The organism is Amphibacillus jilinensis Y1, assembly GCF_000306965.1.
In the GTDB taxonomy this organism is placed as follows: Bacteria; Bacillota; Bacilli; order Bacillales; family Amphibacillaceae; genus Amphibacillus_C; species Amphibacillus_C jilinensis.
On sequence record NZ_JH976435.1, the window covers coordinates 400016 to 423876 of the forward strand.

At 37.1% G+C, this 23861-nt stretch carries 25 protein-coding genes and 1 pseudogene; 22 read left to right on the plus strand and 4 right to left on the minus strand.

Annotated elements, in window-relative coordinates; all coding sequences use genetic code 11:
- From B494_RS20505 to B494_RS0108800, 5 genes are all read left to right on the plus strand, one after another.
- A partial coding sequence (locus B494_RS20505) for a zinc ribbon domain-containing protein (protein ID WP_083855764.1) occupies positions 1 to 152 on the plus strand: 152 nt, incomplete at its 5' end.
- A gap of 192 nt (positions 153 to 344) precedes the next feature.
- Complete coding sequence (glsA, locus tag B494_RS0108785; protein ID WP_017472023.1) at positions 345 to 1274, plus strand: glutaminase A; 930 nt, start codon at positions 345 to 347, stop codon at positions 1272 to 1274.
- A gap of 302 nt (positions 1275 to 1576) precedes the next feature.
- Complete coding sequence (locus B494_RS0108790) at positions 1577 to 1915, plus strand: DUF4234 domain-containing protein (RefSeq protein ID WP_017472024.1); 339 nt, start codon at positions 1577 to 1579, stop codon at positions 1913 to 1915.
- 96 nt (positions 1916 to 2011) lie between these two features.
- On the plus strand, positions 2012 to 2401 hold the full coding sequence (locus B494_RS0108795; protein WP_017472025.1) for a DUF2752 domain-containing protein: 390 nt from the start codon (positions 2012 to 2014) through the stop codon (positions 2399 to 2401).
- A gap of 151 nt (positions 2402 to 2552) precedes the next feature.
- Positions 2553 to 3488 (plus strand): nucleoside hydrolase, encoded by a 936-nt coding sequence (locus B494_RS0108800; protein ID WP_017472026.1) that lies wholly within the window; start codon positions 2553 to 2555, stop codon positions 3486 to 3488.
- 327 nt (positions 3489 to 3815) lie between these two features.
- Here the strand turns inward: B494_RS0108800 and B494_RS0108805 are convergent, their stop codons facing one another.
- Complete coding sequence (locus B494_RS0108805; RefSeq protein WP_017472027.1) at positions 3816 to 4856, minus strand: NAD(P)/FAD-dependent oxidoreductase; 1041 nt, start codon at positions 4854 to 4856, stop codon at positions 3816 to 3818.
- Positions 4857 to 5176: 320 nt separating this feature from the next.
- Between B494_RS0108805 and rlmD (B494_RS0108810) the strand changes: the two genes are divergently transcribed.
- From rlmD (B494_RS0108810) to B494_RS0108855, 8 genes are all read left to right on the plus strand, one after another.
- Entirely contained in the window at positions 5177 to 6571 is a 1395-nt protein-coding gene (gene rlmD / locus B494_RS0108810) for a 23S rRNA (uracil(1939)-C(5))-methyltransferase RlmD (RefSeq protein ID WP_033193568.1), read from the plus strand.
- A 285-nt stretch (positions 6572 to 6856) separates the two neighbouring features.
- Entirely contained in the window at positions 6857 to 7069 is a 213-nt protein-coding gene (locus B494_RS0108815; RefSeq protein ID WP_017472029.1) for a helix-turn-helix transcriptional regulator, read from the plus strand.
- On the plus strand, positions 7066 to 7467 hold the full coding sequence (locus B494_RS0108820; protein ID WP_017472030.1) for a hypothetical protein: 402 nt from the start codon (positions 7066 to 7068) through the stop codon (positions 7465 to 7467). Before B494_RS0108815 ends, B494_RS0108820 begins: the two co-directional genes overlap by 4 nt.
- 295 nt (positions 7468 to 7762) lie before the next feature.
- Positions 7763 to 8272 carry an amidohydrolase family protein gene (locus B494_RS0108830; RefSeq protein WP_277422586.1) on the plus strand — a complete coding sequence of 170 codons (510 nt, stop codon included), beginning with the start codon at positions 7763 to 7765 and terminating at the stop codon, positions 8270 to 8272.
- Positions 8273 to 8566: 294 nt separating this feature from the next.
- Positions 8567 to 9547, plus strand: coding sequence for a MerR family transcriptional regulator (locus B494_RS0108835; RefSeq protein ID WP_017472033.1), 981 nt, complete (start codon positions 8567 to 8569; stop codon positions 9545 to 9547).
- Positions 9548 to 9733: 186 nt separating this feature from the next.
- On the plus strand, positions 9734 to 10786 hold the full coding sequence (locus B494_RS0108840) for a serine hydrolase domain-containing protein (RefSeq protein WP_017472034.1): 1053 nt from the start codon (positions 9734 to 9736) through the stop codon (positions 10784 to 10786).
- A 353-nt stretch (positions 10787 to 11139) separates the two neighbouring features.
- Positions 11140 to 12066 (plus strand): AraC family transcriptional regulator, encoded by a 927-nt coding sequence (locus B494_RS0108845; protein ID WP_017472035.1) that lies wholly within the window; start codon positions 11140 to 11142, stop codon positions 12064 to 12066.
- 738 nt (positions 12067 to 12804) lie between these two features.
- Complete coding sequence (locus B494_RS0108855; RefSeq protein ID WP_017472037.1) at positions 12805 to 13197, plus strand: VOC family protein; 393 nt, start codon at positions 12805 to 12807, stop codon at positions 13195 to 13197.
- A 508-nt stretch (positions 13198 to 13705) separates the two neighbouring features.
- Here the strand turns inward: B494_RS0108855 and B494_RS0108860 are convergent.
- A pseudogene (locus B494_RS0108860) lies at positions 13706 to 13949 on the minus strand (UPF0236 family transposase-like protein); the annotation flags it as partial.
- 60 nt (positions 13950 to 14009) lie between these two features.
- Positions 14010 to 14813: a MerR family transcriptional regulator gene (locus B494_RS0108865; protein WP_017472039.1), complete on the minus strand. Its 804-nt coding sequence runs from the start codon at positions 14811 to 14813 to the stop codon at positions 14010 to 14012.
- Between the two features lie 94 nt (positions 14814 to 14907).
- On the opposite strand from B494_RS0108865, the gene B494_RS0108870 reads away from it, so the two are divergent.
- A complete protein-coding gene (locus B494_RS0108870; RefSeq protein ID WP_017472040.1) occupies positions 14908 to 16263 on the plus strand; it encodes an MATE family efflux transporter in 1356 nt (451 codons plus the stop codon).
- A 215-nt stretch (positions 16264 to 16478) separates the two neighbouring features.
- Here B494_RS0108870 and B494_RS21580 read toward each other — a convergent pair whose 3' ends face one another.
- On the minus strand, positions 16479 to 16610 hold the full coding sequence (locus B494_RS21580; RefSeq protein ID WP_017472041.1) for a hypothetical protein: 132 nt from the start codon (positions 16608 to 16610) through the stop codon (positions 16479 to 16481).
- A gap of 241 nt (positions 16611 to 16851) precedes the next feature.
- Between B494_RS21580 and B494_RS0108880 the strand changes: the two genes are divergently transcribed.
- From B494_RS0108880 to B494_RS0108915, 8 genes are all read left to right on the plus strand, one after another.
- Positions 16852 to 17451 carry a TetR/AcrR family transcriptional regulator gene (locus B494_RS0108880; protein ID WP_017472042.1) on the plus strand — a complete coding sequence of 200 codons (600 nt, stop codon included), beginning with the start codon at positions 16852 to 16854 and terminating at the stop codon, positions 17449 to 17451.
- 82 nt (positions 17452 to 17533) lie between these two features.
- The gene (locus B494_RS0108885; protein ID WP_017472043.1) at positions 17534 to 18085 is read left to right on the plus strand and encodes a flavodoxin domain-containing protein; all 552 of its coding nucleotides are present in this window, start codon (positions 17534 to 17536) and stop codon (positions 18083 to 18085) included.
- A gap of 12 nt (positions 18086 to 18097) precedes the next feature.
- Complete coding sequence (rlmD, locus tag B494_RS0108890; protein WP_017472044.1) at positions 18098 to 19267, plus strand: 23S rRNA (uracil(1939)-C(5))-methyltransferase RlmD; 1170 nt, start codon at positions 18098 to 18100, stop codon at positions 19265 to 19267.
- Between the two features lie 402 nt (positions 19268 to 19669).
- A complete protein-coding gene (locus B494_RS21340) occupies positions 19670 to 19807 on the plus strand; it encodes a hypothetical protein (RefSeq protein WP_017472045.1) in 138 nt (45 codons plus the stop codon).
- A 283-nt stretch (positions 19808 to 20090) separates the two neighbouring features.
- The gene (locus B494_RS0108900; protein WP_017472046.1) at positions 20091 to 20720 is read left to right on the plus strand and encodes a winged helix-turn-helix domain-containing protein; all 630 of its coding nucleotides are present in this window, start codon (positions 20091 to 20093) and stop codon (positions 20718 to 20720) included.
- 141 nt (positions 20721 to 20861) lie between these two features.
- Entirely contained in the window at positions 20862 to 21899 is a 1038-nt protein-coding gene (locus B494_RS0108905; protein WP_017472047.1) for a serine hydrolase domain-containing protein, read from the plus strand.
- Between the two features lie 147 nt (positions 21900 to 22046).
- Positions 22047 to 22241 carry a YwbE family protein gene (locus tag B494_RS0108910; RefSeq protein ID WP_017472048.1) on the plus strand — a complete coding sequence of 65 codons (195 nt, stop codon included), beginning with the start codon at positions 22047 to 22049 and terminating at the stop codon, positions 22239 to 22241.
- A 695-nt stretch (positions 22242 to 22936) separates the two neighbouring features.
- A complete protein-coding gene (locus tag B494_RS0108915) occupies positions 22937 to 23809 on the plus strand; it encodes a hypothetical protein (protein ID WP_017472049.1) in 873 nt (290 codons plus the stop codon).
- Positions 23810 to 23861: the final 52 nt, after the last annotated feature.

Below are 23861 nucleotides of genomic sequence, written 5' to 3' on the forward strand. Positions count from 1 at the left end.
TTGCTACATCGGGCACTGGCTTATCAAAAATGTTTGACGTTCAACATAACCACTTTCTCGTTGTCTACTGTCAAGATTGTGGTTACTCAGAATTATATAATAAGCAATCATCAACAGCTTCCAATATCATTGACCTGTTTTTTGGAGGCTAAAGAGCACCTCAATCGTTGGGGTGTTTTTTTGTTGGCATGCTTTTAGTGTTTTAGTTGAATAATAAGATGACACACCTTTAAAATTGAAGGAGAACAAGAAGAAATGAATAATCGTTAACAATAGTCGACTGTTGTCACTCATTTACGTTATTGATTTAATATACTTGTTTACACTAGTAAGGGGTGATCAATATGTTTTGTGAAAGTAGTAAAGAATTAGCGCATTTTGTTTCAGAAGCACGTGCTTTTACAAATCAGGGTAAAGTAGCTGATTACATTCCAGCATTAGGGAAGGCGAATCCTCATGATTTATCTATTGCTATTAAATATCCTGATGGTCGTTATGTATCAGCTGGCGATGTGAAAAAGAAATTCACTTTACAAAGTATCTCTAAAGTCATTAGTTTAGCACTTGTTCTAAGCGATCATGGACCGGATTATGTCTTCGATAAGGTAGGAATGGAACCAACTGGTGATCCATTTAATTCAATTGCCAAGTTAGAAAATATGGTGCCAGCCAAACCCTTAAACCCAATGATTAACGCTGGAGCGTTGGTAGTTACGCACATGATAGAAGGTAAATCAGTTGACGCTCGATTTCAACGTTTACTAGCCTTTATCCATGATCTTACTAATGATTATACGATAGACTATTGTGAGCAAACGGCCCAATCCGAATATGAAACCGCCGATTTAAATCGTGCATTAAGCTATTTTTTAAAGCAACATGGACAAATAGATGAGCCGGTCGAACACTTGATCCAACTCTATACGAAACAATGTGCGATTGAAATGAATTGTTTGCAGTTAGCCCGAATAGCTATGGTATTCGCTCAAGATGGAAAGGATCATGAAACAGGAAAACAAATCATCTCTAAGGATATCGCTCGGATTTGTAAAACGTTCATGGTCACATGTGGTATGTACAATGCATCTGGAGAATTTGCAATCAAAATTGGCATCCCTGCTAAAAGTGGGGTATCTGGTGGTATCATGGGAGCCGTACCCGGAAAATTCGGGATTGGTATCTTTGGCCCAGCATTAGATGACAAAGGTAACAGTATAGCCGGATTAAAGTTACTTGAATTGTTATCAAAAAATTATAGTTTGAGTATGTTTTGATAAAAGTAGATGTTATGGAAATAAAGGTACCGAATGAAGTGGATAGCACTTTTTTCGGTATTTTTTATTTTGTTATTACAGATAAGCGTCCGTAAAACGCCCATTGATTGAAGCTTTGCTTTATGCCATCCATTGGGTTTAAAAAACTAAATTATAAATGTGCAGTTTTTGTGCATAAAAAGACAAATTTATGATATAATTTTTAAGGTTTAGCCGATATATTATTTATGTGTAACTTCTCTACAAATTAGAAGTGATCACAATAGGCTATTTTAAATACATAAAGAGAAGGAGGGGATTATGTGATAAGACAACGTAGTGTGGCAATGGTTATCATATTATCATTTATTACTTGCGGCATTTATACTTTATTTTGGATGTTTTCAGTCACAGAAGAGTTAGCATCGGCAACTGATGATAGAGCATTTAGAGGGGGTAATGTTATACTGTTTACTTTCTTAACATGCGGCATTTATACGTTTTTCTGGTATTACATTGTCGGGCAAAAAATTGCCGATGTCCAGTATCGACAAAATCAGCATACGAATGATAACGGACTTATTTATATCCTATTATCTGTATTTGGATTAGGTCTTGTGGCAAATGCGATTATTCAATCAGATATGAATAAATTAGCTTAATCTAAGAGGAAATACTTAACAAAAGTTAAGTATTTCCGATTACTTTTATTTACTTCTAATCTATGCATTTTCACTTTATATTAAGGGATGGTCATGATGAAAAAATATTTTGCTAGCGTTCATAAAAAAATATATATCGGACTATCTTTATTAGGAGCAGCTATACTTTATTTGACAGTTGTTATTCCAAAGTTAGGGATCCATATTTCATGTCCTTTTAGACAAGTGACTGGTTATGATTGTCCAGGTTGTGGAATGACCAGAGCTTCATTAGCATTATTAGAAGGCGACGTTCATCAATCTTTTCGTTATAATATGCTCGTTTTTTTTCTATTACCTTTGTTTTTGATCTATTATATTTTAGAAAAAAAAGGAAAACATAAACAAAGTCAAATGCTGATGGCAACAATGTTGGCTATGACAGTATTATTTGGTGTACTAAGAAACGTTAAGCCGTTTAATTGGATGGCACCGACTGATCTGTAATGGGGAGCAAGTGAATGATATATGAAGAAGACGTCCTAGGGAATAACTGGGCGTTTTTTTGTTTAATTAGCTATCAAATTAGGCTATAATAAAGTTTAGGTAACACGCGTACGAAGAAAAAACGGAAAAGATTAATAGAGGGGGATGTACTTTGTCTAAAAAGGTATATTTAAATCATGATGGTGGTGTTGATGATTTAGTTTCATTGTTTTTATTAACACAAATGGAAGATATCGATTTGGTTGGTGTCGGTGTTATTCCAGCTGATTGTTATTTAGAACCAGCCATGTATGCAAGTCGGAAAATTATTGATCGCTTCAGTAAGCAACAAATTGAGGTGTCTGCTTCAAATTCACGTGGGAAAAACCCATTTCCAAAAGATTGGCGTATGCATGCTTTTTTCGTTGATGCCTTACCTATTTTAAATGAGTCTGGTAAAATGGCAACACCGGTTTCACCATTGCCTGCTCATCAACATTTAATTGAAGTATTAAAAGCAAGTGAAGAGCCGATCACCCTTCTATTTATTGGTCCGCTAACAGATTTGGCACGAGCTTTAGAGGAAGCGCCAGAAATCGAAAGAAATATTGAGAAGCTCGTTTGGATGGGGGGAACTTTCCTTGAACAAGGCAATGTCGAAGAACCTGAGCATGACGGTACCGCTGAGTGGAATGCTTTTTGGGACCCTGAAGCTGTAAAACGGGTATGGGATAGTTCGATTATCATTGATCTCGTTGCTCTAGAAAGTACGAACATGGTACCATTGACAATGGAAGTTCGCCAATCTTGGGCAAGTCAGCGTAAAGACCTTGGTATTGATTTTCTTGGTCAATGTTATGCTATGGTTCCACCACTTGTTCATTTCCAGACCAATTCAACATACTACCTTTGGGATGTCTTATCAACAGCAACGGTTGGCAAACCTGATCTTGTGAAGCAAAAGGTTGTTAAAAGCATCGTGAACGTTGATGGAGCTAGTCAAGGAAAGACGGAAATAGCTGAAAGTGGCCGTCCAGTTAATCTTGTTTATCATGTCGATCGTGATGCATTTTTCACTTATATCACCGATCTATCTAGACAGGGCTAGTAAAGGGACAAGCAGTTGGAAATCACGAACTGGAAATAATGAGTATTGAACGATCTGATAAAATGGCAGAGCAAATGCATATGCAACTTTCTTATTGAATCCGATAGCACAAGCTGAAGCTCTGTCTTCAGTAACTTAAATCTATACTACTAGCTAGAGAGACACTTACACAAGCTCAGTGTCTCTCCTTTTAATTATGGATTGACTCCTTTCATCTATGTTATAAATGTGAAAAATAGTAGTAAGGAAATGGATAGCGATTTTAAGTGCTCTGAGTATAAGAAATCCTGAAAATTTGTTAACGATGTGCATTCACTAACTAACTTGTTAAAAATAAGCATAATCATTTAAGTCTAAGGCTGTTTCTTTTCCTGTCAAATAGTTAGCAACTTCTCTCCCAATAACAGGTGCTGCAGTTAATCCTGACGATCCTAGCCCATTAACGACAAAGTTATTATCTTTTACATAACCGATGTATGGCAATGAATCTCGTGTAAAGGGACGTAAGCCAACAGCCATCGTTTGATTTTCAATACGCCTATCTGGGAAATAACGAACAGCTTGATCATATAAATAGCGTTGACCTTCACTAGATGGAGCACTGTTAAACGAATCCGTATCTTCATGGGTCGTACCAATTGCGAAATTGTTTTTTTCGGTTTCAACGATGTACATGGGTCCCAGACCCATCACAACAGGGGTTTCTTCTTGTTGATCAGCTGCTAACAACCTGAAATGTAGAAGTTCAGCACGTTGATGTTTAATATTAGGTTGTTGATAATGTTCACGTGACCAGGCCCCCGCTGTATAAATAACGGTATGATCTAATTCGGTAGGTTCCTTTGCTTGTTTAAGCCATTGACCACCATAGTGCAAAACACCTACTTTTAAAGCAGATAGTAGTTTTTCACCGTTAACTTGACCACCACCTTCAACGAAAACAGCCGGATAGCTATCGGTCAAGTATGGATGCATGGCTTTGACTTGTTGTTTCGTCATTTTTATAACCTTACCCATTTCAGGTGCATCCACTTGTTTGGCAGCTATTCTATCATACGCGAGTTGTTGAATATGATTATCTTTAAACAAACAAATGGCACCATTTTTTCGATAACCCGTAGACAACTGTGTAATAGCCTCTAATTGCTTAATAAAATCGGGATAATAACGAGCACCTTCTCGAACTAAGCGATACCATTTCTTATTTCGACGCTGACTTACCCAAGGACAAATAATACCTGCTGAAGCAGACGTAGCTTGTCCTTTATCTAATCGGTCATAAACGGTGACTGGATGACCGCTTTTGGCTAAGTGATAGGCGATAGAAGCACCTGCTATACCACCACCGATAATTGTAAATGTAGACATTGAATCCCCCCTGATCGTATATTATAACTTAAATCACCTTTGATAAGAAGTGAGTTGTTAAATTTGAATACGTTGAGAACAATTATAATGATTAGTTAACGGCGTTTATCACAGGGAACCGCCCGTAAACACCAACAGAATAGAGCAAATCTATTTTTGCGGGAGATAACGTTAGGTAATATTCTGATTAACACCAATTAGTGGAAGGAGAATGATAACGCCCACTGATTGAAGATTCGATTCGTTTTATAAATTTAGCGTATTGTATTATTGCTTGATAGCCGTTAAGATGTTAAAAGGGTATGTTGATAGGAGGAAGTATGTTGACAAATGTAAAGACTGAAACACATATAACTGAAATTAATGAATTAGACCGAAAAGGATCAGGGCGAGCAGTTGTTTGGCGTGATACGGGACAAGTTAATCCAAAGAAGCTAAAGCTAACGATCCCTCAGACGATTCCGGGTGAAAAGGTAAAAGTGACAGTGGACAACCCTGACCGAAAATGGTTGAGATTACAAGCTGACCAAGTTGTTGAGCCGGATCTAGAACGAGTTGAACCGGATTGTCCTCACTTTGTACGATGTGGTGGCTGTGTCTGGCAACATTGGAGTTATTCAGGACAGTTAAAACATAAGACAGATTATGTTAAGAAAGTACTGGAAGCCCAAGGTTTTGATCAGTCGCTTGTTTTAGATACAATGGGTGCTGAAAACCCTTGGCGCTATCGTAACAAGATGGAATTTACTTTTGCAGCTGACGGTTCACTAGGGTTGCATGAACAAGGTAATTTCCGTAAGGTTATTCCGCTAGAAACATGTTTGATTGCTAGTGAAGACATGGTAAATGCAACAATGGAAGTAGCGGATTGGACCAAGAGTCATCAACTTGCTGGTTATCATAAAGACACACACACAGGGTTATTGCGTCATCTTATGGTGAGGCAGTCATTGGAAACAGGTGAAATCATGCTTGGTATCTTTGCGACGGAAGCTCCTGATCATGAACGTTCAGCGACAGAGGATCTGATCCGTCGTATAAGCAGCAAATGTCCTCAGGTTAAAAGTTTAATGTGGTTTGAAAATCGCGATTGGGCTGATCGTACGCAATCCGAACAAGCTCATATCTTAGCAGGCAGAGATTTTATTTATGATGAAATGTTTGGTTATCGTTATCGTTTATGGTTCGATACTTTTTTTCAAACGAATCCGAAACAAGCAGAAAAGTTAGTGGAATTAGCAATAGAAATGGCTAATCCTAAATCTTCAGAGAAAATGATTGATCTCTTTTGTGGTGTCGGCACCTTTTCTTTGCCTTTTGCTGCTCGTGTCGATTCATTAGCTGGCATAGAAATCGTGGAAAAATCTATTGAATCAGCTGAACGTAATGCTGTAGATAATGGTATTGATAATACAATGTTTTTAGCTAAAGACGCAAGACGAGGCATCGACCAAATATTAACTGATTTTGGCACACCTGATCTCCTCTTACTTGATCCACCCCGATCTGGTGCGGGTGGCAAAGTCATGCGTCGTATTGGTAGAGCTAAACCTGAACGTATTGCCTATGTTTCTTGTAATCCTGAAACATTTGCCACTGACATTAAGGAGCTTGAACCTTTTGGCTATCAGCTAGAAAAGGTACAGCCTGTCGATCTTTTTCCACATACCGTACATGTGGAGTGCGTTTCACTATTAACGTATAAAGGTAAATAAAAGATATAATAGTGAATTAAGAGCCTTTCTAAGCAATTGAAAGGCTCTTTTGTTTATAAAGAATAATAAAAATCGGAACTCATTTAGTATTTTTTCTTCCACTTTTATGTAAAAAATATGGTATATTAAAGAAAATGCAGATTAAATATTTTAGCCTTTATGCAACTAACAAAGCAGGATAATTTAATTAAAACACAAGTAATTGTAAATATATCTTTACACTTACTTGTGTTTTTTTTATAATAAATGTAAAGATATCTTTATTTCCAGATTGGAGGATTATTAATGAAAGTGATAAATCATATTCGTGATATTCGATTAGAAAAAGGGATAACACAAGTAAAGATGGCTGAAGATTTACAAATTACACGACAAACTGTAAACGCCATTGAAAAAAATAAATATAATCCCAGTCTGGAATTGGCTTTAAAATTGATAGAATATTTTAATGTTCCGATTGAGGAGTTATTTTATTTAGAAAAGGAGGAAAACCTATGAAAAACAGGACTTTGTTTATATTAGGTATGATTTTTATTGTTGGATGTATTTTATTTGGTGGATTTTTAGGTATATATATTATTGGTGAGGAAACTGGTGGATACATGGCTATTCCTATGATTGTTGGAACACTCTTAGGTGTTTTAATTACATGGCTTATTACTAAGTGGAGTAAACGAAGAAATGGTAATGTTCCAAATTTTGATGAACGAAGTATAATACTTATGAAACGTTATTTGATGATTGTACTATACGTCCTACTCATTGGTAGTGGTGCTACTTTACTAATCTTATATTCAATGGGTGTTTATTTTATTGAGACAGGAATGTTGATTGTATGCTTAATGACATTCTACTTCATAATTGGAGTTGGGGCTTTTATAACGAAGCGATTATAATAGAGCCCATTACAAATCTGGAAAATCCATTAATGTTAAAAAAATGAAGATAAAACTGTGCGAAAAGATAAAAGTATAGTTCGAAAAAATAAATAGGTCAGTAAATGATTATGTAATAGGGGGGGATAAAAGCTGAAAAAAGCAATGAAAGTATTAATGATATTAGGTTTTATAATTATTTTGATTTTAACTATTAGTTACATAAATCATACACTCAAAACAAAAAGTGAAGAAGAATGGATAGTTCCATTAGGTACTCCAGTTTAGTGTTGACATTCCATACTTAAGACTAGATATTAAGGGATGGAAAATTAACCCCCATGTTTGTGGTTTTAATGTTGACAGCAGAGAAAGTATTGATTTAATAAAAACATTAGAAGAAACAAATATGCCCATACTATCCTGTAGCGGCTTTGGGGTGCCTGAAGATTTTTTCGCTACAACTATTTTAACTAAAAAGCAGAAGGTTGAACTGGACACACAAAGGATAAAACAATTCTATAAGGTTTTGAAAACAGTTCCTAATGCTACATTTATATTAGCTCATGGAGGGTGTTTTGAAATCGATGAATTAATAGAATTAATGAAGAGATTTCCAAATACATACACTGATATCAGCATTCAACCTTCTAATAATATAAAAAAACTGATAGACAAAATTGGCAGTGAGAGAATATTATTTGGAACAGATTATCCTTTTGTAAATCATGCCTTTTCAATTGTCTCGGTACTTAGGGCGACCTCAGATGATGAACAGTTAAAAAATATTTTTTCTAGAAATGCACTTAGAATATTGAAATTATAGTATTTGACTAGAAAAATATATAATCTAGGTTCTGGTTATATTGTAAAGCTAAAGAAGTAGAGTAAAAGGGGCGCTTGTGCTGTCAGCTAGCAGATAGAATTTTAACGAACTGTCTCTATGTTTTAGGATCAAAAAGGTGATGCTTACCTTGCCAAACCCTAAACAAATTGTTTCGGCCAATGATGACGGGTGAAGCGCTTTTCACATAAAATAGCATCGCTCGCTTGACTCTTCCTTTAGGTAACACTTTATATTAAGTTTATAATCAATTATTTAGAAAAGAGGTCGAAACAAATGAACAACCTAATCAAAATTAAGGATATCTCAAGCAAATATAACATTACAGCTCGCGCACTGCGTTACTATGAAGATATGGGGTTACTGTACAGCACCCGAAGTGACGACTACGCTTACAGAATGTATGATGAAAACGCTGTCAGTCGACTTGAGCAAATCCTTATTTTACGCAAATTGAACATCAGTATAAAAGATATTCAACGTGTTTTTAACACTTCTAGTTCTGAGGTTGTCTTAGAAGTACTTGGGAAAAAAGCTCAGAGCATAGACGATGAGGTTGCGCTTTTACATGAGCTGAAGGAAATCGTGCTGGATTTCATACGCGAAATCGAACAATTGAACTTTTCAGACACCTCAGACATAAAACAATTGTACAACAAGACAAAAGAGATTGAAACTCAATTGATGAGCATTGACTATATCGGCAACCCCTCCAATATAAACCGCTTGATTGAAATAACGGAAAAATTAGATAAAAAAATTCCTGATATAATGGTCGTTAGGATACCGGGATTTAGAGCGGTGACAGTGGGCGAACAATCATGGGAGGACATGTTCAAAAATGGTGGATATATGTATCAATTGTGGCAGCATTGTCATTTGTATAAGCATGTGATTTTCGATTGTTTTGATTTTTTGCTATCTAAAAATGACAAAGCTGAATGGATATGTGCCGTTAAAGATAGTGTGACCAATGCGGATGTAAAGCCTTTTAATCTGTTCGATTTTCCGGGAGGCTTATACGCTATGGCAGTCAGTATTGATGAGGATAACGAGAGCATAAACAAAGTGGAAGATAAAGTTCGTCGATGGATTGAAACCACAAATTTTGAGCTTGATGAAGGCCGTAATATTATGTTCAATATGCCTTATTTATATGAAGATGGAAGAGATATTGCCTATAAAGACATAGAAAAGGGACTTGGTTATAAACAAATGCAAAGATATTTTCCTATAAAGCTGAAAGATGATATTTAAGCACTTTGGCAAAAAAACATCATTAGAGTGAAGAATTAAACTGAGCAAATCCGAAAACGATACTAAAATTAAGAGGCTTTCTGCTAAAAAAACCGAGATCAGCTTCGAAAACAATATATTCAACAGTAAAATCTTCGCTTAATAAAGCATTGCTAAGAATACGATTTAAACGTAGGGGGAGTGGTTATGACAATCAATAAAACTGAGAAATTCGAAAAAGTTTTTAATAAGTTCACTAGTTCAAAAAAAATCAATGAGGGAATTTTGTTTGTAGAAAATACAAGTGGAGAGTTTTCGTTCATGAAAGGATATGGAAAAAAGGAATTAAGTTCGCCATTTCTTATGGCTAGTATTACGAAATTACTTACTACCACTTGTATTTTAATATTATTGGAGCAGGATAAATTATCATTGGAAGATAGAATTGTAAAGTTTCTTGATATAAATATTTTAAAGAAAGTTCATATTTATAAAGGGAGAGAATACTCTTATGAGTTAACAGTTTCTGATTTATTGTTTCAAACAAGTGGGCTTCCTGATGTTTACTTAGAAGGGAAAAACTGCTTAATAAATAGGGTCATACAAGAGGATTTTCATATGCATTTTTGCGATACCGTGAGTAGGGTTAAGAAGTTAAAACCTCATTTTGAACCTAGAAAGAAAGGAAAAGCTTACTATGCAGATATAAACTTCGATATATTGGGGGAAATTGTGGAAAAAGAAAGTGGTTTAACATTATGTAAGGCGTATGAAAAGTATATTTTTGAACCACTTGGGTTAGTTAGTACATATCTTCCTGAGAATAGAGATGATGAAATACCTAAGATCTATTACAAGAATCAGATTATCCACCGCCCTAAGTTTGTGATGAGTAGCGGTGCAAGTGGGGGTTGCATAACGACTGCTCAAGAATTAATGATATTTATAAAAGCATTCTTTGGAGGGGAATTGTTTAATAAGAGCATTTTTGGACGTCTATCTACTTACAATAAACTACAGGCTTCTATGGGACCGATTCATTATGGTGGAGGATATATGCAAATCCCCTTAAGTGGACTGATTAGTCTTTATATGGGCAAAGGTGAATTAGTAGGACATTCTGGATCAACAGGCTCCTTTGCGTTTTATTATCCTATAAAAGATTTATTTTTTGTCGGGGATCTTAATCAGATGGCTGCTGCCTCTCTTCCCATTAAATTATCCATTCAATTTGCTATGGTAGCAAATAGAATCTTTTAATATAGACGCTCAAAGCAGACTTAGCAACAGGGAGGGCTATGTTCAAATGGTCAATGGATACAGGCAGGAGAAATTCGACGTTCAATGTAATTGAGCATTTTTTATCGTTTCTATAAATGAATGAACTAGTCACATCGCTTAGCCTGACATCAGCAAACAGAGGTATACGGTTGTATTATATAGCAGGAGTGGTCAAAAAGCGTGGGATTTCAGAATGTATCTTTCCCTAGTGATCGAAGATGACTGTCCGTTAGGAAAACATCTCAGCTTTTTATCGAAATTCACAAAAGAGCATTGATGGTCAAGCGCGCGGATTAAACAGATGGTATCCTTTTCATAAGGAGGTGCTTATGATGCACGCATGGGAACAAATTCAAAAAACGGTTGACTATATTGAGGAAAATCTTTCAGAAGAAATAAAAATTGAAACGTTAGCGAACTTGACAGGTCTATCTCCGTTTTATTTTCAGCGCCTATTTAAACGCTTGGTAAAGAAACCGGTTAATAAATACGTAAAGCTACGTCGTCTAGCAAGAGCGTCAGAAGTTTTATTGGATAAGAATAAGCGAATTGTAGATATAGCTTTAGACTATGGGTTTTCATCGCATGAAACGTTTACCCGCTCGTTTAAAGATGCCTATCGGATAACACCAGCAGAATTTCGTAGTAGACCTTCTCGGCTCACCCATGTTTCCAAACCAGATTTGTTTCTTGACTATACGATGATAGATGAAGACGTGCCTTTAATTACGGATAGTATGGTATTGGAAATGACACGTAGGAAACTGGACAGTCCAGAGGCTTACGTTGGACTTTCTACTAAGATTCCTATCTCGCAAATGCCCGCAGGAGAAACAACTGGTATTGATAGAGCCGGTCAGTTATGGGATTCATTTCACAGTTGTAAGGGTGATATCCCTTACCTACTGTCTGATGGAATTGAATTGGGTGTCTCAATGATGGACGAAGCAATACCTGATACATTCACTTACTTTGTAGGTGGGGAATTGATGTCGAATACCTGTGTGAGTGAACCATTTGTTAAATGGGAGCTCGCAGCAGGAGAATATGTCGTCTGTTGCTTTGAAGCGGAAAATTTCACCGAGCTTTCTACTAACGCACTTGGGAAAGCGATGAACTACCTTTTGGAAACATGGTTGGTAAAACGGGGATTGACAATTCAGCCATTTTCAGTAGAGAAATATTATCAGACAACATCGTCAGAAGCCTACATGGAAATATGGGTTATTCCAGTTTCAATCAAAGATACCATGACATGACCTATATTCAAAAGGTCATTAGTGACGTGTCCCCCAAAGTTGGACTAGCTTAGTCAAACTTTGGGGGGGGTTGTGCGCAAATATTATAAGGAGTTTAAGCAAAAAGTAGTTGATGCTTATTTAGTTGCAAAAGTTGGATAGGCTACTAGATTTGGAGTTCAAAGTAAAATCAAATCTTAAAAATTAGTACATATAGTATGAAGTACAAATATAAACCTATAAATAAATGTCTAAAAAATATGAATCTTTACTACGAATAATAATGTATACTTTGAAAGAGCAGTAGAAAAAAGTAATAATAAATTGAGCTACATACTGGACACTATCTTTTTCGGCTATTGGGTTAGCTATGAATGGCTGCTATTCATCTTCGACAGTATTTTTTCACATGTGGAAAATAAAAGTAAAATAATTGATGAGGTATTGGAATGGTTAATTTAATAGATGGTCAAAGGGAGGTAGTTTCTGAGCTTTCGAAGGGGATGCTGCAAAGAATAACGCTCACTCGCGCATTTTTCATGAACCAGAACTACTTTTTCTCGATGAACCAACTGCTGAGCTTGATTCTACTAATTTGAGGCACATGCATCATGGATTACGGAAACTTAATCGCAAAGGGACCACTAGAAACACGCATATGTGTTAGTAGCGAGTGGCTCGATGACATTGTCTAATGAAATTTACTATATTATTATCGCAGAAAAACCAAATAAGTAAACGAAAGGAAGGAATACTAACATGAAATTAGGAGCAACGTTGTATATTCATAACAGTTTGGAGGCTGTAGAATTTTACCAAGAAGCATTTGGAATGACTTTAGGGTATAATGTGAAAAATCCCGATGGTACGTTTATGCATGCAGCCCTACTCAAAGATGGCGAAGAAATTTTTGCTGTGAGCGAATCTCAAAATGAATCGCTTGTCAAAATGATGCTAAACGCATCGTTAAAAGAAGCGAGACCGACTATGAGTTATGGAATCAACTTCAATAATGAGGATGAAATTCGTAAAGCATACGATATACTAAGTACTGATGGAACGGTATTGTTTCCGCTGGGTACACTGCCATGGAGTGCTTGTGCTGCAGATGTAGTTGATAAATATGGTGTATATTGGTACATTAGTATTTAAAATAGGCGATCCGGCTTATCATTTCATAATGAGAAAGTATCCAAACTTATAAAAAAACACTATCTATTAGGTCTATAACCTCAAGCTAATGTATCTAATAAGATGATTTATGCTAACGCCTCTAACCCCTGAATATTTTCTTGCTCAATTTTCACAGTCGTATTTTCGCGCAGAGTATTCGCCATCATGATTGAGGGAATTGCAAAGAATGTGCCTCTTCTCATTTGATTAATGTGGAGAAATTTTCAATGACGAATCAAGAAAAAAGTGAAATGGGTCTTAATCTGTTGTATTTCTAAACTGTATATAGTTAATGAATGTACTTTTTAGCTAATCTAGAATAAGCTGTAGGTAGCGAATTGAGCATTAATCCAACTTTATACGGAGAGGCGGTCATGATTGGTTCGTTACCCAATCTGTTGTTCTGGTGTCTGTTCTAGTATGCCTTGGAGCGTGTTAATCTCTAGATTATCTTTTAGAGCGACCATGATAGCTACGAATTTATCAAGTCCTATTTTACTCCAACTGCGCCCGTTTTTGAGCCGCTTAGCGAACACGCGCATTGTTCCTTCTGCACTCCCCATCGGTCGAAAGCCTGGTGTGTCTATCTCCTTTTCTTTTAATTTTTCCCGATAATCGCCTAAAGCCTCCGGATATTGTGAAAGTTGAGCGATTAATGCCTCTAGACGTTCTTCCTTCTTTTCATGTTCAAGTGTACCGACTGCACTGTTTAACTCCACCATAAAGCCTTCCCAGGCGATCTTGATTTCTCTACACCTTAGCATTGCACAGAGATGAATGTCATGCAATCATTAACCGCTAAAGTATTTGCCATTATTTGTGTTAACCCTTACCTGCAAAGTCAAGTGAATTTTTGTTTTTGAAAATAAAAAAGTGGTAAAGTCTTCTACGATGACGCATGCTCCCACTGGCTCATACCCCTTATCTTTACATCTCCCAATCGCGATTTGCTGAAGCTCATTTACCTCATCATAGCTGTCGATAACAAAATTCAGACAGACATAACAGCCAGCTTCTAATTCGTAGGTAGGTAATTGTGATATCTTTTTGTTGTTTACCTGGTCGAATAGACAGCTTATATGCTGAGGTTGGTCGAGAATCGTAAACAATAGATAGCTATTATCATAATAGTGTAACCCATGCTGCTGGACGAACGCATAAAGTTCCCTTTCATGCTTTTCTATATTGATTTTGTCGTCTATAACATATAGGATGCGTTTGGGAAAAAAGCTTACACTTTCTTCATCTGTGTTAAATCGGGTAAAATGGCTTCTCAACTTATTGATAAATCGCAATGTTTGTTTTAATTGCGTTATTTCCTCGTTAGCTTGTTGTTCTACTTTGTCTAGTATGCTATTAAAATTATACGTATTTTTTTGATCAAGAATATCTTTAATCTCATGGATTGAAAGATTCATCTTCCTGAATACAGTAATCATTTCAAGAGTATCAAGCTCTTCATATGCGTATAGTCTGTAGCCGTTATCATCAATGAGATGAGGCTTTAGAAGCCCTTTTTTCTCATAAAATCTGATCTTCGAAGTAGATAGGTTTAAGAGCGTAGCGACTTCACCTATTGTCAAAAAAGTTCTCACTTCGTCAATACCTCCTTGACCTTGAACTTGGTTTAAGGTTTATCATATCAATTGTTGAGCTTGCATTCAACTAATTCATAAAGAGGTGAGAATGATGAAAGAACAAACAAGATTAGATTTAGGGAAAACAAGTATACACCAAATATTCTGGACCTATGCGATCCCTTCAATACTTATGATGATCGTACAAAGTACGGCAGGGTTTATTGACTCGTTTTTTGTTGGGCGCTATGTTGGAGCTGATGGGTTGGCAGCCATTACCTTAATCATGCCGTTAATTCTTTTTTTAATTGGCGTGGGGACAATGATTGCTATTGGTGGCACGACACTAGCCGGGATCGAAAAAGGAGCAGGAAATCATAATAAGAGCAATAACTATTTTAATGTGACCACACGGTTACTTTTAATGTCCGGGGTAGTGGGGGGTTTTCTTATTTATACAATAATCCCTACGCTTGCCAATGTAATAGGTGCAGAAGGAGAGGTGCTTTCCAATACAATAACATATGCACGCTATATTTCTTTGTTTATCCCGTTCTTTTTGCTCAGCTTTGCTTTTAGTTTTTTTCTTAAGCTTGATGGTAAGCCTGTTGCAACGGTGATAATTATGTTAAGCGGCACATTAACGAATATTATGCTGGATTATTTCTTCGTTGCAAAATTAGGGTTGGGAATTAAAGGAGCTGCTCTGGCAACCGGCATTTCGCAGGCATTGCCAGCTATCATTTTCTTGCTGTTTATTATACACAAGACAAGCTGGACATTTAAAAAACCGCGCTATTCATTTTCTGAGATTAGAGGCATATGTTACAATGGTTCATCTGAGTTTTTAACGAACATGGCAACAGCGGTAACGGGAGTGGTGTTTAATTATATCGTGATGAACAGGCTAGGTGGTGATGGAGTGGCTGCTTTTTCAGTTGCGCTGCAGATTGCGGCCATTGCTTCTTCAATAGGCTATGGAATTGCTGAAGGTGGCCAGGTAGCGCTTAGCTATAATTTCGGCGCCAAGCAATACAATCGGGTAAAGCAAATTAGAAATTTGAGTTTGCAGGTAAGCTTTCTTTTGGGTGTAAGCTTAGCAGTCACTTCTTTAATCTTTAGCACTGAGTTGGCCAGTGTTTTTCTGACCGATACAGACACGATTAACTTGGCTGCTGACATTTTAAAATACTATGCGATTTCTTTCCTTTTTCTTTGTGTAAACATAAGCATTGTCACTTATTATACGGCTATTAATGATCCTTTGCGTTCAGCAGGTATTGCCTTGTATCGAAGCTTAATTGCAGCTTTTATTGGCTTATCTACATTGCCATTATTATTTGGTCAAAATGGCATATGGCTGACGATCATATTTGTGGAATCAAGTGCGCTTATCATAGGGTTTGTCATATTAAAAAGAAATCCTTATGGGCGATTGAAATTAACCGCGCTTCAAGGTGATCGTTAGCCTGATTTATGCAGATAAGCCCATTGCTAAGTGTGTAGGATCGTCGTTCATTATCGGATGTGCTATAATGCTCACTGACTACATCCTTGAATCATGAAAAAGGCCAGAAGCCGCTTCTATACAAATCTGCTTCTGGTCGCTTCTTTTAAACGCCTCTTAAAAAGATTCACTTACCCCTCTTTATCTATTAGCATGAATGAGGTGGTCTTAATAGGCTATCGTTCTTTTTTGTTTGCCATCTTTTCAAGAATCTTGCGTCCCTCCTCAGTCAAATAAATATTACTTTTATTCAATAATTGCTTAGCTAATCCTTCCGTCATTTGATAACTTTTATTCTCTTCTGTCATTTTGTTCCACCCTCCTGCCTCTTAAGAGCAACTCTATGCGTTATAGTATGTCCGGTATGGCAAAGTAATAAGGACAGGAGTAGCTGTTAAAGTGTGGATTTCTAGAATGTACGGTTCCCTAAAGATAGTAATCGTTTCGTTTTATTTTTCCTCTCACTAATTAAGTAAAATCGTAAAAGGGTAATGACAAGCGCATGTTTTTTTGCTATTATATGACCAGTGGTAATAAGGTGGTGAGAAATTGGCTGTAGCTAGGAAAGTGGTAAGTAAGGAACGAATCGTGAAAACACTGCTTGACAAGGTCGAAGAAAATGAAGGCATTAAAGAGGTAAACCTAAGAGGAATTGCAAAGGAAATGGGGTGTGCCCACACCAATATTTATAACTATTTTAGCAGTTTCACTGAACTCATTTGGGTCGGGATTAGTCAAGTCCTGTTAACTATGATTCAAACTGTCGAGGTAAGAATTGCTTCAGAGCATAAGGATCAAGATCGTTTGTTTGCAGCACTTGATGAGATTGTATGCTTTTCTCTTGATCATCCTGGCTGGTATCGATTGATATGGCTTGAAGCAGTTGATGGTGAGCCACCAGAAGACATTAGCAGCATTTTAACCCAACCATCGATCGGCCTGGCAACGTTATTAGCTCAAGCAGCTGATGAGCAACTTACTGATGAAGACATAACGAGAATCACGCATGTACTGCACAGCTATATGCATGGTGAAATCTGTCAGTGGCTCAGTGGACGTGCCGTGAAAATGAACAAGCAAGAGCTAAGAGCAGCGATTTTATTTAATTTAAAGCATATGTACCGTTTATTAACGCAAGAACTAGAGTGACTCGTCAATCCTACATCTGTGCATCGACAAAACCATTCGACTTACTCTATCCATTTTAAACATTATAGAGGAGTGTGGTAAGATGGCTTCAATACTAATTGTTTACCAATCACGTACAGGCTTTACTGAAAAATATGTAAATTGGATTAAGGAATCGATAACTTGTGACATCGTGCGTTTGGATCAACTCAGTCAAGTTGATCTTGAGCCATATACAAAGATTATTTATGGTGCTGGTATCCATGCCGGACATATTCAAGGATTAAAGACATTCAAAAAGCATGTCTTAAATTTAGTTGATGATAAGATTGTAATCTTCGCAACTGGTGCTGCTCCGTATGATGAGAAAATAGTTACAGCTATTAAACAGAACAATTTTTTAGAAAATGAGCGTCAAGCTGTTGTCTTCTTTTATTTTCAAAGCGGATTAAATTATGAGAAGATGCCCTTCTTTGATAAACTAGTGATGAAAACTTTCAGTAAAGTATTAGCACTCAAAAAAAATAAGTCAGAAATTGAGGACGGAACGAGTCAAGCGATTACGCAATCCCATGATCATTCTAAGCGAGAATATATTGTGCCGCTGATTGATTACTTAAACCAATCGCAAACGAATACGTCAATGTCCACTTAAGAAAGGGTTATTATGCAAAAGCAAATGAACACACAAGTACCCAAAATAGATTGTCCTGTTGTTGAAGTCTGTGGGGGCTGCCAAATCCAACAGCTTTCCTATCAGAAACAATTAGAGAAGAAACAAAATCAGGTTAACAAGCTGTTAAGTAAGTTTGGTAAAGTGGAACCGATTCTAGGGATGAACAATCCCTATTATTACCGGAATAAAATTCACACGACCTTTGCAATGAATCGGAAAGGGCACGTGATCTCAGGCAAGTATCAAGCAGGTTCGCATCAAGTCGTTCCAATTGATAGTTGCCTAATCGAGGATCAGCGCGCTGACGAAATTGTCGTTTCAATTAGAAAGATGCTTCGCTCATTTAAAATGAGGCCTTATAATGAGGATAATCGAACAGGCTTATTACGCCATGTTTTAGTTCGTACGGGATTTCAAAGTGGACAAATCATGGTCGTCCTTGTCCTTGGCTCACCTGTTTTCCCCTCACGGAAGAATTTTATCAAAGCTTTACTAGAAAAACACCCTGAAATTACAACTGTGGTGATGAATGTTAACAACAAGAAAACAAGCATGGTGCTGGGGGATCGTGAACAAGTGCTTTATGGAAAAGGGTTTATCGAAGATACCTTGTGTGGTAAAGTATTTCGCTTATCACCAAAATCATTTTATCAAGTTAACCCAGTTCAGACAGAGGTGCTCTATCAAACAGCACTTGATCTTGCCAATTTCAAAGGGAACGAAACGATTATCGATGCCTACTGCGGCATTGGTACGATTGGCTTAATTGCTAGTGATAGGGTTAAACAAGTCATTGGTGTTGAGCTTAACCAAGCGGCGGTAAAGGATGCGATTAACAATGCGAAGCGAAATCAAGTGAAAAATGTTTACTTCCATCAAGCTGATGCCAGCGACTTTATGCTCGAGATGTCTCGCAAAAAACAATCCGTCGATGCGGTTTTGATGGATCCACCAAGATCGGGTAGTACAGAAAAGTTTATTCATGCTTTAGCGTCGATAAAGCCAAACAAAGTTGTCTATATTTCCTGTAATCCGGTTACGCTGGCACGAGACTTGGAGAGTTTAGCCAAAAAGGGCTATCGCGCGGAAAAAATGATCCCAGTTGATATGTTCCCTGGGACAAATCACGTTGAGACGGTAGTATTGATGTCTAAACTGTAAAGCCCGAGAAGCATTGAAATTACTAAGTTTTATGAAATGAAAGTAAATCTGTCAATTTGAATAAACCCTTGATATGTGTCTGTGGGAACATATCGAGGGTTTATTTTTGTGCAAATATTGAGACTAAAAGCAGATAAGGTTGAGTTGACAGAATAGATAGCGTATAGGTTTAGGAGATAGGATAGATGTTGTCAAAAAAGAGCGCACTGGAACAATCGAGGCTGCAGACCCATTGTCTGGTAATACGTCAGCTACCTTGAAGAAAGAGGTTCCGTCTGCTCTTTCCCAATCATCAATGGAGAGGCTCTAAAGGCATCAGTTGTAGAAGCAAAGTGCCCTGGTTGAAAATGCAGAGCGTGAAGGAAAAAGGCACCGCCTTATTGAGATGAACAACCGGGAGAATTGGAAAAATATGATGAACAGCTGGTAAGAAGGGTCATTGAGAAAGTGACGGTTTTTGAAGATAACCTTGCAGTTGAGTTTAAGCCGGGTGCTGAGGTTGAAGTGAAAGCTACAGTACTTGATAAGAAAAGGAAATAATTGTAGAAATAATATTTGAAAGAGAAATGGGTTCATGTTAAATTATATATAACGTTAAAAAAAATATAACGATTAGGGTGTGGAGAAGAACTATATTTTGAGGCAGGGTTGGTCATTCGAGCAATTCTACAGCTCCTCATCTCCACTTCTAAAGGCATCCCCTGCTCTTTTAGACGTTATTAGATTTTTCACAACGGCACAGCATTAGTGGTAAAAAATGAGATTTAGTCGAAAAAAAATAGGGTTAGGCTGGGATAAGGTGTGATGCGAAGGAGGTGTTTATATGTCAGAAAACAGAAAAGCTACTGAAAAGAGTAGAATAGTTGTGCATGAAGGTAGCAGGGTATTGATAGTATCGTCAGAAGAGGATGTGCAAATTATGTCGTCACCTCAGCGACAACGCATCTTTAAACTACTACATTTAGAGGGCGTTCCCCTGCATGGAAAAGATATTGGTGATCGTTTAGGCATTAAACCTGCCTCTGCGCATTTCCATTTAAAAAAACTAGAAAAAATAGGAGTGGTTAAACAAAGTCACACAAAGTTGATTAATGGAATTACTGCTCGATATTATGAGGCTGCGGTCGACTCTTTTATCTTAGATGAGGACTTTATTAATGAAACAGATGACGTTTTCACTAAAGAAAAACTACGCCTTCTTCATAATACTTTTAATACATTTCGTGATGATTTTATTAGCTCTTTACACCAGGTCATGAAGGAAGAACAGACTGGAATTCAAGAGGTAAAAAGGCTACACCTGTTGCTTGACTTTATGCTGTACTTGTCCGACGAAGATGAAGAACTGTTCCAAAAGGAAATGCAGGAACTTTTTTCCAAGTATACGAAGCCCGCTTATGACAAGAGTCCGCACTCTGTCTTGTTCAGTATCAATAGGACGGAGAACAAGTAGTATAAATGGAGAAGACAGTGGATATCTGTGTGCATAACCGTGAAGGGAAGAGCAAGTAAGAGACCTTTATATGATGATGAACTACATAGGCTGGCTCTTTCTTATTTAATATGCATAAAAATATTTGAAGGAGGGTACAAAGTGATAGAAGCAGTAAACCAAAACTTTAAAGAACTAATGCGAAAAAAGTTATCTAAAAAGTCAGGCACACAGGCTGTAGTTGGATGGTTTTATGAGGACTTGGAAACAGTGGTGTCCTATGGTGATTTTGGCTTAAACAGTCCAGAAATTGTGAGCTTTCAGATTGGCTCAGTTACTAAATTATTTACAGCAACATTGTCATCGGCTTTCCATTATGATGGAAAAATGGATTTAAAAGGGTATGTTGGAGAATACCTTCAGTTAGATGCCCATAGCAAAATTAGAGAGATGAAAGTGGAAGATTTGCTGACCCATCATGCGGGATTGCCTTCAGCACCAAAAGCACTACTGGGGAAGTATGATAAATTGAATCCCTATCAGCATGTCAACAAAGAAAGACTTATGGACTATTTGAATAACTATAGGAAGCCGGTTAATTCTAAGAGTAGCTTTCAATACTCGAACTTGGGATTTAGTATTATTGGGCAAGTTTTAGAAGAAATATCAGGAAAAACCTATGGAGAACTAGTTAAAGATGAGATTTGCAAACCTTTGGGAATAAAAAATCTATGGATAACCCGACCGGAAGAAGGCACTATTTTGGCACCAGGAGCCATGAAAAGAAATAGGGAGTTAGACAGATGGGAATTGAATTCCATAGAGGCCGCTGGAGCCATCGATGCCAACATTAAAGATATGCTGAAATTTGCCAAGGGAAACCTTCAAGGGCATCCTTTTTATTCTAGATGTGAAATAGGCCATAAAACTAATCGAACAGTTTCCAAACACTTAGATGTTGGGCTGGGGTGGATGATAACAAGACATGAAGGGATAGGGGAACTTCATTCCCACAATGGTTCAACTGGCGGATTTAATAGTTTTCTAGGTATACATCCCGAGGATAAATTTGGTGTGGTAGTTTTGACAAACTGTAGGTTGCCTTTACCTAGTTTAATAGGATTATGCAATGATCATGCGTCTGCCATTGGCTTTGAGGGATTGAAATACATTTCAAAGATACACCATAACATGCATTAATACCCTGAAAATGATTAGGTATTAGAGTGGACTTGTTTCCTTATACGTCGGGGGTGAAAATCAACTTCTAACATCAATGCCATCAACTCGAGTCACGTGGAGTGCGTAGTGAACCTATATAAAAGTTAAAGAAAGAAGGTAATCATCATGGATGGAACGATACGAAATAATATAAGACAGGGCAAGAAGGTCAAAGTTGTTCAAAAACAAGATCAACGCTCTGGGGCGTTAACGGAAGGTGTGGTCTTAAAAATCCTCACCAACTCTGCTACACATCCGCATGGTATTAAAGTGATGCTTGAGGGTGGACTTGTTGGTAGGGTTAAGGAAGTATTGGATTAAAGATTTAATTAGAAAAAATTCAACCCTAACTCCTATACAATAGAATAATAAAAGATTTGCTGGCTGACTTGGATCAATGATCGGAGTCGGCTTTTTTGAATTTAGGCTAATAAAAGGAAGTGTAAGATATGTTTAGCATTAACTGGAGATAACTTTCACATTTTGTTGAATTTAAGAATGAATGAAAGAATGATTGTGATGAGAAAAATGGACGTAATGAAGATGAATAGATATCTGTTTAATGATTCTTTAACAAAAAATGTACCCTAGGAAAGTTAAAAAATATATGCGCCTGACATATTGACATTAGCACTTATTACCTGTAAAACATTAGTTAGCCCTTTAAGTATTTAATTACATGTTATAAACTGAACTTTCAATCCGTGGGCGGTTTCATTCTTTTCCCATGAATGGGTCGTTGAGTGAATCAGGACATTAGCGTCCATGATAACCATCATTTAACTAGGTTTACGTTTGTTCTCTATTTGAGCTGGGTGTTTTATGGATGGTTATCTGTGATAAAAAATTTGTCTCAACCAAAACATTCAAACAATGGATACTAAGAAAAGGGGTTGATATATGAAAGAGAAAGTATTGCAAAACGATTGCTTTGGGCTAGTTGTTGGTGTGTTTTAAGCGTTTTAATTAGAAGATGAAAACAAAAATATATGTTCTAACGAAAGGGAGCGTTAGTTATGTATGTACTAGAGAATAATCGTTTAAAAGTTGAAGTAGCAGCACCTGGGGATGTGTATAGTGGTTCAAGATTTGATTGGACTGGGTTTATTACCCAAGTTACGTTAGACGGAACGGTGACCTATTGTGTGCCAGAACGTTTAGAATCGGGAGCTGGTACAGGGGGCATTGGGCTAAGCAATGAGTTTGGGATTGATGCACCGTTAGGCTATGATGCGGTAAAACCAGGCGAACAGTTTCTGAAGATCGGTGTTGGTCTACTAACAAAAGCAGAAGAGACAGCGTATGATTTTTTTTATAACTACGATGTGGCACCAGCTGATGTTAAAGTAAATAATAAAGATCAGACCGTGACATTTGACACAAGCGCAGAAAGTCCAAGTGGTTATGGCTATCATTTAGTGAAAGAAATTGCACTTGATAACAACCATCTAGTGATTAGTTATATACTGACAAACACTGGTGAAATTGGTTTCAAAACTAACGAATATGCTCATAACTTTATTGGAATTAATAGCCATAAAGTAGACAAAGATTATAAACTCACGTTGCCAAATATGCGTAGTCTAGATGTAACAGTTGGCAAAATTGACGTATCAAACAATCAATTAACGTGGCCAGTTGTACCGGATGGCGATTTCTATGCTCATATTGATATGGATAAGATTCGTGTAGGGTATAACTGGGATCTTTATCACAAGACGGTACGTGCTGGGGTGAAAGAACAAGTGTTTTTTGAACCAGAAAAGATGGCTTTATGGGGACGTGCCCATGTTATTAGTCCTGAAGTCTTTATTGATATTACTTTAGCGCCAGGTGAGATAAAAAAATGGAAACGTTGCTATCAGTTTTATCAACGAACAGGTCAATGACAAAACGAATCTAAGTGTAACATGCGGTTGTTTTCTAGGCTAAAAAAATGGG